The organism is Streptomyces sp. NPDC026062 (assembly GCF_055568375.1).
Genome location: NZ_JBVHOQ010000006.1, coordinates 89,910 through 107,262, shown reverse-complemented (window position 1 = coordinate 107,262; position 17,353 = coordinate 89,910). Strand labels below are relative to the sequence as shown.

13 protein-coding genes are annotated in these 17,353 nt (G+C 71.2%); 5 read left to right on the top strand and 8 right to left on the bottom strand.

From position 1 onward, the window contains the following. Nucleotides 1-170: 170 nt before the first annotated feature. The 3 genes from ACZ4LX_RS07435 (at nt 171) to ACZ4LX_RS07425 (ending at nt 4,467) form a co-directional block, all read left to right on the top strand. Complete coding sequence (locus ACZ4LX_RS07435; protein WP_467640308.1) at nt 171-944, top strand: ABC transporter ATP-binding protein; 774 nt, start codon at nt 171-173, stop codon at nt 942-944. Further along, the gene (locus ACZ4LX_RS07430) at nt 941-3,787 is read left to right on the top strand and encodes an FtsX-like permease family protein (protein ID WP_467640311.1); all 2,847 of its coding nucleotides are present in this window, start codon (nt 941-943) and stop codon (nt 3,785-3,787) included. Before ACZ4LX_RS07435 ends, ACZ4LX_RS07430 begins: the two co-directional genes overlap by 4 nt. Nucleotides 3,788-3,918: 131 nt before the next feature. Further along, the gene (locus tag ACZ4LX_RS07425) at nt 3,919-4,467 is read left to right on the top strand and encodes a bacterial proteasome activator family protein (RefSeq protein WP_467640314.1); all 549 of its coding nucleotides are present in this window, start codon (nt 3,919-3,921) and stop codon (nt 4,465-4,467) included. Between the two features lie 270 nt (nt 4,468-4,737). Here ACZ4LX_RS07425 and ACZ4LX_RS07420 read toward each other — a convergent pair whose 3' ends face one another. From ACZ4LX_RS07420 to pdhA, 7 genes are all read right to left on the bottom strand, one after another. After that, entirely contained in the window at nt 4,738-5,727 is a 990-nt protein-coding gene (locus ACZ4LX_RS07420) for an NAD(P)H-quinone oxidoreductase (RefSeq protein WP_467640317.1), read from the bottom strand. A gap of 356 nt (nt 5,728-6,083) precedes the next feature. Further along, nucleotides 6,084-7,157: a potassium channel family protein gene (locus tag ACZ4LX_RS07415; RefSeq protein WP_467640569.1), complete on the bottom strand. Its 1,074-nt coding sequence runs from the start codon at nt 7,155-7,157 to the stop codon at nt 6,084-6,086. A 20-nt stretch (nt 7,158-7,177) separates the two neighbouring features. Continuing rightward, nucleotides 7,178-8,851 (bottom strand): molybdopterin molybdotransferase MoeA, encoded by a 1,674-nt coding sequence (locus ACZ4LX_RS07410; RefSeq protein ID WP_467640572.1) that lies wholly within the window; start codon nt 8,849-8,851, stop codon nt 7,178-7,180. A gap of 287 nt (nt 8,852-9,138) precedes the next feature. After that, nucleotides 9,139-9,987, bottom strand: coding sequence for an NTP transferase domain-containing protein (locus ACZ4LX_RS07405; protein ID WP_467640320.1), 849 nt, complete (start codon nt 9,985-9,987; stop codon nt 9,139-9,141). A gap of 236 nt (nt 9,988-10,223) precedes the next feature. Beyond that, nucleotides 10,224-11,825, bottom strand: coding sequence for a dihydrolipoamide acetyltransferase family protein (locus tag ACZ4LX_RS07400; protein ID WP_467640323.1), 1,602 nt, complete (start codon nt 11,823-11,825; stop codon nt 10,224-10,226). Further along, entirely contained in the window at nt 11,825-12,856 is a 1,032-nt protein-coding gene (locus ACZ4LX_RS07395) for an alpha-ketoacid dehydrogenase subunit beta (protein ID WP_467640326.1), read from the bottom strand. Before ACZ4LX_RS07395 ends, ACZ4LX_RS07400 begins: the two co-directional genes overlap by 1 nt. Continuing rightward, nucleotides 12,853-14,016, bottom strand: a complete 1,164-nt coding sequence (pdhA, locus tag ACZ4LX_RS07390) for a pyruvate dehydrogenase (acetyl-transferring) E1 component subunit alpha (RefSeq protein ID WP_467640329.1) — start codon at nt 14,014-14,016, stop codon at nt 12,853-12,855. Before pdhA ends, ACZ4LX_RS07395 begins: the two co-directional genes overlap by 4 nt. A gap of 262 nt (nt 14,017-14,278) precedes the next feature. Here pdhA and ACZ4LX_RS07385 point away from each other — a divergent pair, with 262 nt between their 5' ends. After that, nucleotides 14,279-14,785 (top strand): Lrp/AsnC family transcriptional regulator, encoded by a 507-nt coding sequence (locus ACZ4LX_RS07385; protein WP_467640575.1) that lies wholly within the window; start codon nt 14,279-14,281, stop codon nt 14,783-14,785. A gap of 100 nt (nt 14,786-14,885) precedes the next feature. On the opposite strand, the gene ACZ4LX_RS07380 is transcribed toward ACZ4LX_RS07385, so the two are convergent. Then, nucleotides 14,886-15,479 (bottom strand): TetR/AcrR family transcriptional regulator, encoded by a 594-nt coding sequence (locus ACZ4LX_RS07380; RefSeq protein ID WP_467640332.1) that lies wholly within the window; start codon nt 15,477-15,479, stop codon nt 14,886-14,888. A gap of 150 nt (nt 15,480-15,629) precedes the next feature. On the opposite strand from ACZ4LX_RS07380, the gene paaN reads away from it, so the two are divergent. After that, on the top strand, nt 15,630-17,330 hold the full coding sequence (paaN, locus tag ACZ4LX_RS07375) for a phenylacetic acid degradation protein PaaN (RefSeq protein WP_467640335.1): 1,701 nt from the start codon (nt 15,630-15,632) through the stop codon (nt 17,328-17,330). Nucleotides 17,331-17,353: the final 23 nt, after the last annotated feature.

The window sequence follows — 17,353 nt, the reverse complement described above, 5'->3', positions numbered from 1 at the left end:
ACGTCTCCGGCCAAGGGCCCGGCCCGACCGCCGGGATCGCTCGGCCCCGGCCACGGCCTGCCGCCCAGGCCGCCCGCAGCCGGTGTCCGGCCGACGGCCCCTGGCCCGCCGGCCGGACACCGGCTGCGGGCCACAGACCACAGACCCGTTCCTAGGGGGAACCGACCGTCATGTCCCTGCACGTCCCCTCCCCGTCCCCAGCCGCTCCGCCCCACCCGGTGGACGCGCCGGTGCTCGAACTCCGCGACCTCACCCGCACCCACGGCACCGGGATCGCCCAGGTCCACGCACTGCGCGGGATCAACCTGGCGGTGCACCCCGGTGAGCTCGTCGCCGTGATGGGCCCGTCCGGCTCCGGCAAGTCCACCCTGCTGACGCTCGCCGGCGGGCTCGACACCGCCACCGGCGGCCAGGTCGTCATCGAGGGCCAGGACATCTCCACGCTCGGCCGCAAGGGCATAGCTGCCCTGCGCCGCCGCAGCGTCGGCTACGTCTTCCAGGACTACAACCTGATCCCCGCCCTGACCGCCGCCGAGAACATCGCCCTGCCGCGCGAACTCGACGGTGTCTCGGTCCGCAAGGCACGCAAGGAGGCCCGTGCCGCGCTGGAGGAGATGAAGCTTCTCGACGTCGCCGACCGCTTCCCCGACGAGATGTCCGGCGGCCAGCAGCAGCGCGTCGCCATCGCCCGCGCGCTGGTGGGGGACCGGCGCCTGGTGCTCGCCGACGAGCCGACCGGGGCCCTCGACTCCGAGACCGGCGAGACCGTCCTCGCGCTGCTGCGCAACCGCTGCGACCAGGGCGCCGCCGGTGTGATGGTGACGCACGAACCGAGGTACGCCGCCTGGGCGGACCGGGTGGTCTTCCTGCGAGACGGCTCGATCGTCGACCAGACCCTGGCCGTCGGAGCCGAATCGCTGCTGGCCGCCGGGAGCGCCGAGTGAGCCTCTTCACGGGGTGGCGCGCCGCCCTCCGGATAGCCCGACGCGACGCCCTGCGGTCGAAGGGCCGCAGCGCCCTGGTGGTCGCCATGATCGCGCTGCCGGTGCTCGGAGTGACCGCCGCCGACATCACGTACCGCAGTGTGGACTCCACCCTGGCCGAGCAGCTGACGGCCCAGATGGGCTCGGCAGACGCCCTGTACAGCGACCCGGGCATGGGACCGCTCCAGCAGATGCCCGAGGGGAACTGGTACGACACCGCCGGTGACGAACCGCCCGAGGAGGACGTGCCGCCGATCAACATGCGCACCGTCTTCCCCCAGGGCGCGCGGGCGATCGGCATCCAGTCCGTGCCCGCCGCGGTCACGACCGCGTACGGGATCACCAACACCGAGATCGTCGAGTTCAAGACCTCGGACCCGATGGCCCGCGGCAAGATCGACCTGGTCGAGGGCGAGTTCCCGCGCGGCACCGGCGAGATGGTGGCCACGAAGCCGTTCCTGAAGTCGTCGGGGCTGCACATCGGCTCCAGAACGACCGTCAAGAGCGCGGGCCGGAGCTACACCATCACCGGCTTGGTCGAGCAGCCCGACGACCTGGAGTCGCAGAAGCTGTACGCCGAACCGGGATCCGTCATCGCCCCGTGGCAGGCCGCGGCCGACCGCGACAAGAAGGTGCTCCCGCCCAACACCGGCTCGATCGAGTGGCTGGTCAAGGGAGCGGGCGGGACCGGAGTCAGCTGGGGCGACGTACTCGCGGCCAACAAGGCCGGCGCCCTCGTCACGTCGCGCCAGGTGGCTCTGAACCCGCCGCCGGACTCCGAGGTCCCGATGGCGCGTTCGGCGAGCGGCTACTCCGACAACGGCTCCGGCGAGCTGAGCACGGCCCTGATCACCGTGGTCGCCATGGCCCTCCTGGAGATCGTCCTGCTCGCCGGACCTGCCTTCGCCGTCGGTGCGCGCCGTTCACGCCGCCAGCTCGGGCTGGTGGGCACCTGCGGCGGTGACCAGCGCCATGTCCGCGCCGTGGTCCTGTCCGGCGGTCTGGTGCTCGGTGCCGCAGGGGCGGTGGCCGGTGTGGCCGGCGGGCTGCTGCTCACGGTGGCGTTCCGGCCGCTGATCGAGGACTGGGCGGGACGCCGCTTCGGCTCCCTGGTCCTGAAGCCGACGGAGCTGCTTGTCATCGCCGCCCTCGGCCTGGTCACCGGGGTTCTCGCGGCAGCCGCTCCGGCGATCGTGGCCGCCCGGCAGTCCGTACTGGAATCGCTCACCGGACGACGCGGGGTGCGCCGAAGCTCCCGGGTGCTGCCCACCGTGGGCTCCGTGGTGCTGGCCCTCGGCATCGTCGTCGCCGTCTACGGCGGTACCAGCGGCACCTCAGCGCTCGTCGCCGGAGGTTCGGTCATCGCCGAACTCGGTCTGCTCGCCTGCATTCCGGCGATCGTCGGCATGCTGGGCCGGTTCGGCCGCAGGCTGCCGCTCTCGCCGAGGATGGCGCTGCGCGACGCCGCCCGGAACCGTGGCCGCACCGCTCCGGCGGTCGCCGCCGTGATGGCGGCCGTCGCGGGTTCGGTGGCCGTCGCGACGTACATGTCCAGCAGTCTCGCCGAGTCCGACCACGACTACACGCCCATGCTCACCAAGGGAACGATGGTCCTCTCGGCCACCGACGCCGAGACGACCGAACGGCTCCCGCTGATCCGGGCGTCCGTCGAGCAGAACATCACGGTGACCGGCGGCCACGCCGACTTCTCCCGGGTCTGGGCCGGCAGCGACTGCAACGTCTACTACGAGGACGACGACAGCGGCTGCGGCAGCATCGAACTGGTCAAGCCCACCGGCAAGGGCCACACCTGTCCGCTCAACACGACGGGCGCCAAGCAGCTCGCCGCCCGGCTCTCCGCGGACGAGCACCGGGAGATGATGAACTCCCCTGCCTGTGTGGACGAATACCTTTCCTCCGGCAGCTTCAGCTCGGACGCGAACAACATCGTGGTCGGCGGCACGGACCTGCTCCACACCTACGCCAAGCTCGACGACCCCGAGGCCGTCGCCGCTCTGAAGGCCGGCACCCCCGTCCTGCTCAACCAGGCGTACGCGAAGAACGGCGAGGTCACGCTCAAGGTCGTCCACACGTACAACGTCAAGGACAAGAAGAACCGCAAGCTGCACCCCGGCCCGGCCCGTAGGACCACGGACCGGCTCAAGGTCTACGTCGCGGACGCCGAGTACGCCGCCACCCCCGGCATCCGCATGATCCTTCCCCGTCCGACCGCCGAGCGGCTGGGCCTGCACACCCAGCTGGCCGGCAGCGTGTACGCCGTACCCAGCCAGCCCACGGACGCCGAGGAGCAGCGCGTCTCGGCCGCCATCGACCAGGCCGGCGGCGGATTCTGGCTCCAGACCGAAGGGGATTCCGGCAGCCGGATGGACATCGCGCTGCTGATCCTCACCCTCTTCGCAGGAGTGGTGACCCTGGGTGCGGCGGCGATCACCACCGGACTCGCCAAGGCGGACGCGGAGGCCGACCTCACCACGCTGAGCGCGATCGGCGCTCCCCCACGGGTGCGGCGGACGCTCTCGGGCTTCCAGTGTCTGGTGGTGGCGCTCACCGGGGTGCTGCTCGGCACGGCTGCGGGCCTGGTGCCCGCCGTGGCACTGCGCCTCGTCGACCTGCGCAACTCGATGGCCGCGATGCGGGAGGAGCCCATGGAGTCCGCGTTCACACCGATCGTGCTGCCCTGGGCGACCATCGGGCTGCTGGCCGTGGCCGTACCGCTGCTGGCCGGGCTGCTGGCGGCGGTTCTCACCCGCTCCCGGCTGACGCTGGCACGGCGCGCCGGGTGAGCCCGCACAGGGCCGCCGCACCCGTCTGACCGGCAGCTTCGACACACATCCGGTGCCCCCGGAAACGGTGGATCATCCGTTTCCGGGGGCACCACCATGTTGTACGGCGCGTGTGCGAGACAATGAACAGCATGGAGATGCCGAGGAATGAACGGTCGCAGGAGCACCCCCAAGTCCTCGTGGTGGGGCAGGACGGAATGGCGATCGGCGGCGGTGGCACTGACGACGAGTCGCGGGAGGTTCCGGTGACGGAGATGGTCGAACAGCCCGCGAAGGTCATGCGCATCGGCAGCATGATCAAGCAGCTCCTGGAGGAGGTCCGGGCGGCGCCTCTCGACGAGGCGAGCAGAGTGCGCCTGAAGGAGATCCACGCCAGTTCGGTCAAGGAACTGGAGGACGGCCTGGCGCCGGAGCTGGTGGAGGAGCTGGAACGGCTCTCCCTGCCGTTCACCGAGGAGTCCGTGCCTTCCGAGGCGGAACTCAGGATTGCTCAGGCCCAGTTGGTCGGCTGGCTGGAGGGCCTTTTCCACGGCATTCAGACGGCGTTGTTCGCCCAGCAGATGGCGGCCCGTGCACAGCTGGAGCAGATGCGCCGCGCGCTGCCCCCCGGTAGTGGTCACGAGGAGGAGGAAGGCGGCGCGGACCCGCACGGGGCGCTCCGCTCCGGCCCGTACCTGTAGTACCGACCCGCTCCCGCTGATCCACGGACCCACCGATTCACGGATCCACCGATTCACCGATTCACGGATCCACGGATCCACGGATCCACGGATCCACTGATCTCACACGACGGGCCCAGCACACGGTTTGCGTGTGCTGGGCCCGTCGCGCGTCCGGGAGTCCGGGAGTCCGTCCGGACGGGAAACAGTCCGTCGGGGAAACAGCCCGTCGGGGAAACAGCCCGTCCGGGAATCAGTCCGTCGGGGAAACAGCCCGTCCGGGTCTCCTGATCAGGCGGAGGCGGGTGCCTGCAGGAGGACCTTGCCGACGTGAGTGCTGGACTCCATCACCCGATGGGCCTCTGCCGCGTCCCGCATCGGCAGGGTGCGGTCCACGACCGGCCGCACGACGCCGTCGGCGATCAGCGGCCAGACGTGTTCGCGTACGGCCGCCACGATCGCGGCCTTCTCCGCGAGCGGGCGCCCGCGCAGCGACGTAGCCGTCACGGCGGCCCGCTTGTTCAGCAGGGCGCCGAGATTCAGCTCGCCCTTGGCCCCGCCCTGCAGACCGATGATCGCGAGCCGCCCGTTGACGGCCAGCGCCTGCACGTTCCGCTCCAGGTATTTCGCACCGACGATGTCGAGGATGACGTCCGCGCCGGCCCCCTCCGTCGCCTTGCTGAGCTCCTCGACGAAATCCTGTTCCCGGTAGTCGATGAGGATGTCGGCGCCGAGTTCCGCACAGCGGGCCAGCTTCTCCGGGCCCCCGGCGGTCACAGCGACCTGCGCACCGACGGCTTTGGCGAGCTGGATCGCCATCGTGCCGATACCGCTGGACCCACCGTGCACCAACAGCGTCTCGGCAGGCCGCAGATGGGCCACCATGAACACGTTGGACCAGACGGTGGCCGTCACTTCGGGCAACGCCGCGGCGAGCGTGAGGTCCAGCCCCTCCGGTACGGGAAGCAGCTGCCCGACGGGAACGGCGACCTTCTCCGCATAGCCGCCGCCCGCGAGGAGCGCGCACACCTCGTCGCCGACCGACCAGCCGACGACACCGGGGCCGACAGCCGAGATGCGGCCCGCGCACTCCAAGCCCGGATAGAGGGAGGCGCCGGTAGGCGGGTTGTAGAAGCCCTGCCGCTGGAGTACATCGGCCCGGTTCACCGCACTGGACACGACATCGACGAGGACCTCGCCCTCGCCGGGTACGGGATCGGGCACCTCGGCCCAGACGAGTGCCTCGGGGCCACCGGGTTCGGGAATCGTGATCGCATGCATGGCCGCGAGGCTACTCCGTGGCGTGTGAACGGACACGATGTGCGGTGGTGCGGCGCGGAACAGCGCGGGTCCGGCCTGGGACGGGCTGAGCGGGTGCGGGGCGGGTGCGGGTGCGGGACGGGCGGGGCGGGTGCGGGACGGGCGGGACGGGCGGGACGGGCTGAGCGGGTGCGGGGCGGGTGCGGCGGTGCGGCCACCCCGGGGGCGCGGACGCGCGGGACGGCCCGCCATGGCTCCGCCCCGCCCCGAGGCGTCGGGACAGGGCGGGGCTGGGGGAGGCGGCGGTGGCGGAGGCAGTGGTGCGGAGGCAGTGGTGGCGGAGGCGGGAGCGGACCTCTGTTGCCGCCTCGACTCGTTCAGCCGCGCGGAGCCGCGTGCGGCGGGTGGTTCAGGGGCGGTTCATTGGAAGCGCGCACGATGGTGATCAGGCGGTCCGTCAGCTGCAACGGGCTGGCCGCCGGATCGTCGTACCCCAGAAGCCGGTGGCCGCGCAGGACGCTGACGACGAGGTCCTCGGTCTCCCGGACGTTCTTGCCCACCTCGGCCTTTATCACCGGCCGTTCGACGAGATCGAGTCCGCTGCCCTGCTGGATCAGGTCCTCCATCACCGTGCCCGCACTGGGACTGAGCACGGACAGCCCCAGCAGTCGGCCTGCCGCACTGGCGCTGGTGATGACCGCATCGGCGCCGGACTGCCGCAGCAGAGGAGCGTTCTCCTCCTCGCGCACTGCGGCCACGATCTTCGCACCCCGGTTGAGTTGCCGGGCGGTCAGTGCGACCAGCACCGCCGTGTCGTCGCGCTGGGTGGCGATGATGACCTGACGCGCCTTCTGAAGCTCGGCCCGCAGCAGGACATCGCTGCGGGTGGCGTCCCCGAGCACTCCGGTGAAGCCCTCGGCGTTGGCGATCTCTATCACCTTGGACGCCGGGTCGACGATGACGATCTGGTCCTTCCGCAGCCCGGTGGCGCAGAGTGTCTGGATCGCCGAACGGCCCTTCGTGCCGAAGCCGACGACGACGGTGTGGTCACGCAAGTTGGTTCTCCAACGCTTCAGCCGGAAGTCCTCGCGGGTCCGTTCCGTGAGGACCTCAAGGGTGGTGCCGACCAGGATGATGAGGAAGAGCACGCGCAGCGGTGTCACGAGCACCACATTGATGAGCCGGGCACCGGCGCTGTACGGGGTGATGTCGCCGTACCCCGTGGTGGAGAGGGTGACCGTCGCGTAGTACACCGCGTCCAGGAGGTCGACGGTGCCGTCGGCGGCGTCGTGGTAACCGCCGCGGTCGACCCAGACGATCAGCACCGTCACGGCGAGCACGGCCAGAGCCATCATCAACCGCTTGGCGACCTGCCGGGCCGGTCCGTCGACGACCCTGCGCGGAAGCATCACCCGGGTGGGAACGACATGCTCGTCGGCCCGCCTGGCCATCGCGTCATGGCCGGGAAGTTTCACGTGAAACACCCTTCAGTCCACGGCGTCGCCGAGGCCCACGGTAGATCGAGGATCTCCACCTCGGTGCCGGACCGTACCCCGCCCGGCTCCACAACGGCCAGCCCGTCCGCGACAGCGACACCGCGCAGCATGGCGGGACCGTTGTAATGCAGGGGTACGACGTGATCCGTACCCCCATCGGTTCCCCGGCCGTCCCAACGAGTTGAGGATCCGAAAGCCGGTCCCGGGGATCCGGCTGTGCGATGGACCACGGGCACCAGACGGGTGTCGTGCGGGTGCCCGTGCACGTCGTCGTGAACGGCGACGCGGTAGGGCTCCTCCGAGGTCCGGCCAGCCAATCCGCGGAGCAGCGGCTCGGCCAGGGTGAGCAGCCCGGACACCGCAGCCAGTGGATTGCCCGGCAGCCCGACCATGTACGGCCCTCCGGCCCCGAGCCTGGCCAGCAGCATGGGGTGACCGGGGCGCACGGCGACTCCATCGATGAGCAGTTCGGCACCGATCCGGGCAAGGACGGGGTGCACATGGTCGACAGGTCCGGCTGCGGTACCACCGGTGGTGACGATCAGATCTGCCTCGGATTCGGTGAGTGCCTGCTGAAGGGCCCCCGCATCGTCGCCGAGGCGGCGCGGCGCGGATACCTCGGCGCCCAGGGCACACAGCCAGGGGCCGATCATCGGGCCGAGAGCATCCCGGATCAGCCCGTCGTGCGGCAGCCCGGACGTGAGGAGTTCGTCACCCAGGACGAGAACGTCGACGCGCGCCTTCGGCCGGACCGGCAGCTCGTCGTAGCCGGCGGCAGCGGCCAGCCCGAGGACGGCGGGCGTCACCAGCGTGCCGGCCGGGAGAAGTTGCTCGCCCTTGCGGCACTCCTGCCCGCGCGGCCTGATGTCCTGCCCCGGGTCCACGTGGCGTTGTGCGTGCAGCAGCCCCTTGGCCTCGTCGGCGTGGGCGTGTTCGCTGCGGATGACGGCGGTGACGTCCGCCGGGATCCGGGCTCCTGTGGCAATGCGGATGGCGTCGCCGTCGGGAAGCGGGGTGAGGGTGGCGTGGCCGGCGAGGATCCCCTCGTTGTCCCGGATGGTCCACGGTCCGGGCCCTGAGACGGCCCAGCCGTCCATGGCGGAAGTGTCGAAGGACGGCAGGTCGGTGAGAGCGGCGAGCGGCCCGGCCAGCACCTGCCCGAGCGCCTGGCCGAGGGGAAGCCGCACCGTACGCGGAGTCACCGCCCGGCCGGCCCCGGCGGCCACGGCACGGGCCTCGCCCCACGGGGTGGCGCGGGTATGCGGCCGGCCGTGAGTCCCCGCCCGCCCCCGGTCGGAGACGGGTACGGAGGCGGCTACGGGGGCGGAGGCGGAGAGGGCGGTGGGAATGGGCGCAGGGACGTGCTCGGTGCTGCCAGGGGGGTGCGGGCCGGCGGGGTGGGCGGGAGCGGCGGAGCTCGCACGGTGGGGCGAGGCGATGGGGTCCGCGTGACGCGAAGAGGTGGCTGGATCGGCCCGGGGCAGGTCCGAGGGCGGGTTCGCGGGGTTCTCGGGGTTCGCGGGGTTCGCGGCTGGGTCCGGAGGCGGGGCCGCGCACTGGAAGCGCACGGAGGGCTGGCCCAGACGTTGGTCCGAGGGCGTTTCCGAGGACGGGTCCGAAGGCTGATCCAGACGTTGGTACGAGGACAGGTCCGCAGGCTGATCCGAGGGCGAGGGCTCGGAACCGGGCCCTCCGCGTGGACCTGTCCCCGCGTCTGCCTCCGGGCCTGTCCCCGCGTGTACTCCCGGTCCCGTCCCCGCGTCGTTCCCGGAGGCTGCCCGGACGTCCGCCGCCGGGCCTGACACCGAAGGCGCCTGTCGGCCGACCAGGGCGAGGGCCTGCGCCACGGCCCGCTCCGCGTCGGCTTCGGCTTCGGCTTCGGCTTCGGCTTCGGCTTCGGCGGCACTGTGCCGTTCGGTGCCGCCGCTGCGGCGCGTCATGGCGTCTCGGTCTCGTCCGCCCACCGAAGGGCGAGCGCGGCAGCCTTCCGGGCGGCCTCGGCCACTGCCTCCGAGCCTCCACCGTCACCGCTCGCCTTCGCCGCCGCGTAGCCGACCAAGAAGGTCGTCAGGGGCGCGGCAGGGCGGGCGACACCGTGGGCGGCATCACGGGCGAGGTCGAGCAGGACGTCGGTGTCGACGTCGAGCTCGATGCCCAGTTCGTTCTTGACTGCGGTGATCCATTCGTCCAGCACGCTCCCATGCTCCCTGATCCGGGCCCGGGCCGAAGCGATGTCCTCCCAGGTGTCGCAGTCGAACGAGGCGAGCGGATCCGCCGCCACTCTGGACAGCGTCAGTTCATGGGTGAGCAACCGCAGGGGCAGACCTGCCAGACCGCCGTGCTCGGTGGCGATGAGCGCGAGTTCGCGGCGCAATGGCTCCGCCCGGTAGACGGCGACCAGTGGCTGGTCCCGGTCGTGCTGGTCGGTGCAGACAGCGCCCTCGGCATCCGGCCGGCCGGCCGCTTCCAGCAACGAGCCGACCGTGTCCGCTCCCAGGAACGGCAGATCGGCGGAGAGCACGAGTACGTGTTCCGCCGTCGTGTGCCGGACTCCCGCACCGAGCGCGGCCAACGGGCCGCCACCTTGGGGCTCTTCGCGCGTCCAGGTCACCGCGCGCGCGGTGGGCCGCCTTCCCCCCACCACCACGGTGATCCCGGCACCGGCACAGGCGCCGAGCACCCGGTCGAGCAGCGCGCGGCCACCGACCCGGACCCCGGGCTTGTCGGCGCCGCCAAGCCGCTTGGCGGCCCCTCCGGCGAGAACGATGGCGTCATACGCGGTCATGCCCCGAGTATGCGTGCCACACCGTGAGGCGGAGCCTCCCCGTCCACGATCCCGTGGATCGACACGGAAGAAGAACGGAACGCGGGGTACCGGAACGGGAGGAACGGGAGTACTGGAACAGGGGTACCGGATCGGGGCCACCCGGTACCGGCACCGCCCGGTACCCGGGATCGCCCCGTACCGGCACCGCCCGGTACCCGGGATCGCCCCGTACCGGGATCGCCCGGCGCCGCGCCCTAAAGCGTCCGCAGCAGCACCGCCGGATGTTCCACACAGTCGGCCACGTAGCGCAGAAAGCCTCCCGCCGTTCCGCCGTCACAGACCCGGTGGTCGAAGGTCAGCGAGAGCTGGACGACCTGTCGCACAGCCAGCTCACCCTCGTACACCCACGGCTTGGGGACGATCCGGCCGACGCCGAGCATCGCCGCCTCCGGGTGGTTGATGATCGGAGTCGAACCGTCGACCCCGAACACCCCGTAGTTGTTGAGCGTGAACGTGCCGCCGGTCAGCTCCGCCGGCTTCAGCGTCCCCGTCCGTGCCGCCTCGGTCAGCCGGGCGATCTCCGCCCCGATCGACTCCACGTTGCGCGCCTGCGCGTCCCGGACGACCGGGACGACAAGACCGCGTTCGGTCTGGGCCGCGAACCCGAGGTGGACCTCGGGCAGCCGGACGATCTCGCGCGCCTCCACGTCCACAGTGGAGTTGAGCTCGGGCCAGCGGGCCAGGGCCGCCGTGCAGATACGGGCGAGGAGCGCCAGCACCGACACCTTCGGGGCCGCACCGGAACCGCCGACGCTGTTCATCGCCGACCGGGCCGCCATCAACTCGGTCGCGTCGGCGTCCACCCAGCACGTCGCGTCCGGGATCTCGCGCCGGCTGCGCGCCAGCTTGTCGGCGACCGCGCCGCGTACACCGCGCAACGGAATCCGTTCGCCCACAGGAAGTGCCGCCGCCCCGGCGGTCACCGAGGTCCGCACGGGTGTCGCCACGGCCCGCCCGGCAGTCACCGCCGTCCGCGCCGCAGACGCCGCAGGCGCCGCACTCACCGCCGTGTCCGCCAACGTGTCCGTCGCCACGGCAGCCGGTACCGCGGCCGCCGACCGGATGGCGGACTCGACATCGGCCCGCAGAATCAGCCCGTCGGGCCCGGATCCCGCGAGCCGGCGCAGATCGAGATCGTGCTGCCGCGCAAGCTTGCGCACCAGCGGAGAGACGACAGCAACCGGCCCCCGCACACCGTCCGCACCCCGCACGCCGTCCACACCCCGGCCGCCGTCCACACCTCGTCGGGAGACGGCAGCGTCACCGGGCGCCGCAGCGGCGGAGGCAACAGAACCCGCGGGTCCGACTCCGGCTTCGACTTGGACTCTGGCTTCGGGTTCGGCTTCGGCTGCGCCTCCGACTTCGGCTCCGGCTCCGGCTCCGGAGGGAGCCGAAAGTCCCTCCGGCCGGACCCGCCGACGCCGCACCGGCGGCGCCCCGGTCCCGTACCCCACCAGCACATTCCCGGACCCGGACGGCTCCGCCTCGGCGGCCCCCGCGCCGGAACCGGATCCCACACCGGAACCGGCGCCGGTCACCGAGGGCTCCACGCTCCCCACCGCGACCGTCAGCAGCGGCGCACCGACGGGGAGCTCCGTCCCCTCCTCGCCGAATCGTGCGGTCACCACGCCCCCGTACGGGCACGGCACCTCCACCATCGCTTTGGCTGTCTCGACCTCGACGACGGGCTGGTCGATGGCAACCACATCGCCGACCTCCACCAGCCAGCGCACGATCTCCGCCTCGGTCAGTCCCTCACCGAGATCCGGAAGCCTGAACTCAAGCACCTGAGCCATCAGTTGTCCGCCTCCCACTGCAATCGTGCGACGGCGTCGAGCACCCGGTCCACACCCGGCAGATGGTGGCGCTCCTGCATCGGCGGCGGATAGGGGATGTCGAAACCGGCGACGCGCAGCACCGGCGCCTCCAGGTGGTGGAAGCAGCGCTCGGTGATCCGGGCCGCTATCTCGCCTCCCGGGCCGCCGAAGCCGGTGGACTCATGGACGACGACCGCGCGCCCCGTGCGCCGCACCGAGGCGGCGACGGTCTCGTCGTCGAACGGGACCAGCGACCGCAGGTCGACGACTTCGAGGTCCCAGCCCTCCTCGACGGCGGCCTCCGCCGCCTCCATGCAGACCGGCAGCGACGGCCCGTACGTGATCAGCGTGGCGCTGCGTCCGGGGCGGCGCACGACAGCCCGCCCGACGGGTTCGACCGCAGCCGGTGCCTGCGGCGACCAGTCCGCCTTGGACCAGTAGAGCCGCTTGGGTTCCAGGAAGACCACCGGGTCGTCGGACGCGATCGAGGCCCTCAGCAGCCCGTACGCGTCCTCGACCGTGGCGGGCGTGACGACATGGAGACCCGGGGTCGCCATGTAGTACGCCTCCGAGGAGTCGCTGTGGTGCTCGACGCCGCCGATGCCACCGCCGTACGGGACCCGGACCGTGATCGGCAGCGGCATCGCGCCCCCGGTCCGGTTCCGCATCTTGGCGACATGGCTGATGAGCTGCTCGAACGCCGGATAGGCGAAGGCGTCGAACTGCATCTCCACGACGGGCCGGAGCCCGTACATCGCCATGCCGACAGCCGCCCCGAGGATTCCGGCCTCGGCCAGCGGGGTGTCGGTGCACCGCTCGTCGCCGAACTCCTTCGCCAGGCCGTCGGTGATCCGGAAGACCCCGCCCAACGTGCCGACGTCCTCACCGAGGACGTGCACGGAGGGATCCTCGGCCATCGAGTCGCGCAGCGCGCGCCCGAGTGCCTGCGCCATGGTGGCGGGCTTGGCCTTCGCCGTCCGCTCCCGGGCCGTGGCCGCTGCGGTGGTCATCGCCCTGCGCTCCCGTCATCCGTGCCGTGCTCGTCGTGCTCCGCGTCCAGCTCGACCTGAAGGCGGGCCACCTGCTCGCGCAGTTGCGCGGTCTGCTCCGCGTAGACGTGGGCGAACAGATCCATCGGATCGAGCACCGGGTCCGCGTTCATCCGCTCCCGCAGCCGCGCCGCCATCCGATCCGCGGCCACGCGTGCCTCCTCGATGCCGTCGTCCCCGAGCAGCCCGCGACCGGTCAGCTCCCGCTCCAGGATCCGGACCGGGTCGTGGGCCCGCCAGGTCTCGACCTCGCCGCTGTCGCGGTAGCGCGTCGCGTCGTCGGCGTTCGTGTGCGCGTCCATGCGGTAGGTGACCGCCTCCACGAGCGTCGGACCGCCACCGCTCCTGGCGCGCGCCACCGCCTCGGAGAGCACCTGATGCATGGCGACCGCGTCGTTCCCGTCGACCAGCCGGCCGGGCATGCCGTAACCCACGGCCTTATGGGCCAGGGACGGTGCAGCGGTCTGTTTGGCCAGGGGCACGGAGATGGCGAAGCCGTTGTTCTGCACGAGGAAGACGACCGGGGCCCGCCAGACAGCCGCGAAGTTCAGCGCCTCGTGGAAGTCGCCCTCGCTGGTGCCGCCGTCACCGACCATGGCGAGCGCCACCACGTCGTCCCCCTTGAGCCGTGCCGCATGGGCCAGACCCACGGCATGCGGCAGCTGGGTGGCGAGCGGGGTGCACAGGGGAGCAATGCGGTGCTCGCGCGGGTCGTACCCGGTGTGCCGGTCGCCGCGCAGCAGGGTCAGCGCCTCGACCGGGTCCAGTCCCCGCGCCACGGCCGCGAGCGTGTCCCGGTAGCTGGGGAAGAGCCAGTCCTGCTCCTCCAGCACCAGGGCGGCCGCCACCTCGCAGGCTTCCTGCCCGGTGCTCGACGGGTAGACGGCGAGCCGGCCCTGCTTGGTGAGCGCGGTCGCCTGTGTGTTGTACCGCCGGCCGCGCACGAGCTCGGCGTAGAGCCGCAGCAGCAGCTCAGGGTCTGCGTCGGCCACGGCGTCCGTACCGAGCACGCGGTACGGCTCGGGGTCCGGGAGCAGGGGCGCGGGATCGGTGAGCGGCTTCCAGGCCGGGGGCGGCGTGGGCCGGTAGGCGGCCGCACCGGGCAGCTCTTGGACCGTCATGACAAGCACCTCCTGGCGTCGAGGGGTATCGAGCGGCATCTGTCGATACCGGGGGTACCCGATACCGAGGGGTGTCGAAATACATCGAAATATCTAGATCGGTGCGAGGCGCACATGTGGTGCGCCTCACCTACCGATTGTTCGGTCGCGAGCGCATTTTGGCTACAGGCACCTTCAGCCTGTGGACAAACGGTTCTCCACAGCCTGGGATGGGCACAGGTTGTCCAGGACGGGAAGGCACGGGAACATGGCAGCTGAACAAATGGCCGACGGGGACTGGGAGCCCGGCCGAATTCCTCCGGCGCGCCCGCTGGACGCCATCGACGACGCCATCCTCCGACTGCTCCAGACGGACGGCCGCGCCTCGATACGGTCGGTGGCCGACCGCGTCCACGTATCGCGGGCCAACGCGTACGCCCGGATCAACCGGCTCATCGACGACGGTGTGATCCGCGGCTTCACCGCGCGGGTGAACCATGAGCGGGCGGGGCAGGGAGCCTCCGCGTACATCACACTCAAGATCGTCCAGAATTCCTGGCGCACCGTGCGGGAACAGCTCCAGGCCCTGCCGGGAGCTGTGCACATCGCGCTGGTCAGCGGCGATTTCGACGTCCTGCTACTGGTGCACACCCCGGACAACCGGTCACTGCGCGAGCTGGTCCTGACGAGAATCCAGGCCATTCCGGAGGTGCTCTCCACCCGCACACTGCTCGTATTCGAGGAAACGGACCTGACCCCGGGCTCCGACCGGCCCGCGGAACTCACCTGATCCAGGGTTCCGACCGGCCGACGGAACTCACCCGCCCCCTGCCCCCGACCGGCCCGTGGAACTCACCTGGGCCGGGCCACCCCGCCCGCCGGACAGCGCGTCAGCGGCTGGACTTCATGCCTTCGAAGGCCAGCTTTACGACGGTGTCGGCGAGCCGCTCCCCCTCCGCGCCACCGTCCGGCAGCGGCCGGAACCACTCCACCAGCGAGTTGACCATTCCGAACAGCAGCCGCGTCGCCAGCCGTATGTCCACGTCCGAGCGGAGATCACCATCCGCGACCGCCGCCTTGAGCAGGTCGGCCACACGCTGGTCGAACTCGCGCCGCCGCTCCAGGGCCCAGCGCTCGGTCTTCGTGTTGCCCCGCACCCGCAGCAGCAGCGTGACATGGGGCAGTTCGGCTATCAGCACCTCGACGGTGCGCCGGGTGACGTACTCGACGCGCTCGATCGCACGGCCCCGCGTCGCACCGGACTCGTCAAGGATGCCGAAAAGCCCGTCCAGCGCCCGGCTGACCGCACGCCGCAGCAGTTCTTCCTTGCCCGCGACATGGTGGTAGATGGACGACTTGGAGATGCCGGCCGCCTTTGACAGGTGCTCCATCGACGTGCCGTCGTAGCCGCGCTCGTTGAAGACACGGACGGCGACGGTGAGCAGAGTCTCCGGGGTGTACGTGTCCCGCTTGGCCGTGGTCATGCCCGCGATCCTCCCCTACGAGTGGGGCCGGCGGGAAAATGGGGCGGACTTGTCCACAGGTTTCGCGGGCCCCCTTGTCCCGACCGATCGTTCGGTTACTCTAACTCTGTCTACCCGTCCCTGCCCAGCTCGATGAGGAGTTGGTCCGTCATGGCCGCCGAGCTCTCCCCGCACCTGCTGTCCGAGAAGCACCGCCCCACGCTCGACCAGGCCCTCGACGCGATCCGTACGCGTGCCTACTGGTCGCCGCACCCCGAGCACCCGAAGGCGTACGGCGAGGGCGGCGCGCCCGGCAGCCTGGGCGCCGCCGAGGGCAAGGCCGCCTTCGACGCCGTTCTGCGCACCCGTCTCGACCTGGGGCAGCCCGGGACCGACGGCTGGACGGGCGGCGAGATCTCGCCGTACGGCCCGGAGCTGGCCGTCGAGTATCCGCACGCCGACCTCGACGTGCTGCTCCCCGCGATGCGCGCGGGCATCCCCGCCTGGCGCGAGGCCGGCCCGGAGACCAGGGCACTGGTCTGCCTGGAGATCCTGGCGCGGATCAGCGCCCGCACACATGAGTTCGGCCACGCGGTGATGCACACCAGCGGGCAGGCCTTCATGATGGCTTTCCAGGCCGGCGGCCCGCACGCCCAGGACCGCGGTCTGGAAGCGGTGGCGTATGCGTACGAGGAACAGATGCGGGCGCCCCGAAGCGCCGACTGGTCCAAGCCGCAGGGCAAGCGCGACCCGCTCGACCTGCACAAGACGTTCACCGCGGCCGGACGCGGTATCTCGCTGCTGATCGGCTGCAACACCTTCCCCACGTGGAACGGCTACCCCGGCCTCTTCGCCTCCCTCGCCACCGGCAATCCGGTCCTGGTGAAGCCGCATCCCCGGGCGGTGCTCCCGCTGGCCCTCACCGTTCAGCTGGCGCGCGAGGTGATCGCCGAAGCCGGCTTCGACCCCAACCTGGTCGCGCTGGCCGCCGAGCGCCCCGGCGAGGGCATCGCCAAGACGCTGGCGGTCCGTCCGGAGATCAGGATCATCGACTACACCGGCTCCAGCGAATTCGGCGACTGGCTGGAGACCCACGCCCGCCAGGCGCAGGTGTACACGGAGAAGGCCGGCGTCAACACCATCGTCGTCGACTCCACGGACGACTACCGGGGCATGCTGTCCAACCTGGCGTTCTCGCTCTCCCTCTACAGCGGCCAGATGTGCACCACCCCGCAGAACCTCCTGATCCCCCGGGACGGCATCACCACAGACGTCGGCGACAAGTCGTACGACGACGTGGTCACCGATATCGCCGCCGCCGTCACCGGCCTCCTGGGTGACGACGCGAGGGCGAACGGGCTGCTCGGCGCCCTGGTCAACCCGGATGTGAAGGCCCGCCTGGAGGCCTCCGCACAGCTGGGCGAGGTCGCTCTCCCCTCCCGCGAGGTGACCAACCCGGACTTCCCCGAAGCGGTCGTCCGCACACCGCTGATCGTCAAGCTCGACGGCAGCAAGACGGACGACGAGTCGCCGTATCTGTCGGAGTGCTTCGGCCCGGTCTCGTTCGCGGTCGCGGTCGATTCGACGGCGGACGCACTGGAACTGCTGCGCCGCACCATCAGCGAGAAGGGAGCGATGACGGTCGGCGCGTACACCACCTCACCGGAGGTGGAGCGCGCGGTGGAGGACGTCTGCCTGGACGAGTCGGCGCAGCTCTCCCTGAATCTGACCGGTGGCGTGTACGTCAACCAGACGGCGGCGTTCTCCGATTTCCACGGTTCGGGAGGAAACCCCGCGGCAAACGCGGCCCTGTGCGACGGCGCCTTCGTGTCCAACCGCTTCCGCACCCTGGAAGTCCGCCGCCAGCGCTGAGCCCCGCGCCCACGCCCACCGGT